4 protein-coding genes are annotated in these 952 nt (G+C 42.4%); all 4 read right to left on the bottom strand.

Features of this window, described 5'->3' with window-relative positions; translation table 11 throughout:
- Positions 1-66: 66 nt before the first annotated feature.
- Positions 67-279: a hypothetical protein gene (locus WMO65_RS26290; protein WP_349064889.1), complete on the bottom strand. Its 213-nt coding sequence runs from the start codon at positions 277-279 to the stop codon at positions 67-69.
- Positions 276-440 (bottom strand): hypothetical protein, encoded by a 165-nt coding sequence (locus tag WMO65_RS26285; protein ID WP_289070726.1) that lies wholly within the window; start codon positions 438-440, stop codon positions 276-278. The genes WMO65_RS26290 and WMO65_RS26285 overlap by 4 nt, the downstream gene beginning before the upstream one ends.
- Entirely contained in the window at positions 424-771 is a 348-nt protein-coding gene (locus tag WMO65_RS26280; RefSeq protein ID WP_349064887.1) for a hypothetical protein, read from the bottom strand. Before WMO65_RS26280 ends, WMO65_RS26285 begins: the two co-directional genes overlap by 17 nt.
- Positions 768-952 (bottom strand): hypothetical protein (locus WMO65_RS26275; protein ID WP_349064886.1); only part of this gene is annotated, 185 nt, incomplete at its 5' end. The genes WMO65_RS26280 and WMO65_RS26275, both read right to left, overlap by 4 nt.

Here is a 952-nt window from a genome sequence, read left to right as displayed (position 1 = left end):
AAGGTATGTAACTACAAATCCAGTCAGCAATACGATTTTTTGCTCCCGGATATTTTAATATTGCTTTCATGGCATCACCTCTTGGTAAACCTCAAATGTTTCGACCCTCTCTACAATTCTCCTTCCCCTGCAACTGGGGTTTAGGGCCAGTCCAGTGTATATGTTCCGGGCGTTGCTGAACGGTAGCCACCCTGCAAATAGAGACCATTCTTCGTTTTCATCGTGCTTCCAGAACACCCCATAGCTGATTTTGTCGTTCATTGCTTGCTGATTATTCATGGCTGCTCCTCCTTCTCCACGATATACTCAAGATCTTCTCCTATTCGGTTACACATGACTACTTTCCAGCCATTATTAAGTAACTCTGACAGATATTTCATTTTCTCTCCATCATACCAGTATCCTTTTCTGACTGGTGCGGTTCTAACAACTTTCTGCATGGTTTTCCTCCTCATATTCCGGCAGTTCCATCCAGGCAACAATCTGTTCATTGTCTATCCCGATATTCAGATCAAAACTATAATAATAAAATCCTTTATCGTCATAGAGTAAAATTCTGTACCCATAACCCTTTTCTTTACAGTAAAATTTCCTTTTTTTACTGTAAGGGCCTTGTGGCAAATCCCCATCAGATACCTTGTGCCAACTTCCGACGGTTGGTTGCATCTCTATCAATTTGCATAGTGCACAACACTTACCCGCAGGAAGATTATCTTTAATTGCAATGGCCGCCACCTGCTCCTTAAATGCATCCGCATCAATTAATCTCATTTATCCAGTTCCTCCTTAATAGCCTTTTCCGCGTCTTCCCGTTTCATGAAGACATCGTAGCCAAAATCATTAACTCCGTACCCCTCACTGCAACCTGAGCCGACTTCCCGCTCTATGTAAATACAAACACCATCCGGGAGGACTGATATTTCTGTTACTCGGCCTTCCGTTATTTCATTCT

The sequence above is a fragment of the Blautia caccae genome (assembly GCF_040095955.1).
Lineage (GTDB): Bacteria > Bacillota > Clostridia > Lachnospirales > Lachnospiraceae > Blautia > Blautia celeris.
This window is presented reverse-complemented; position numbering and strand designations above follow the sequence as displayed.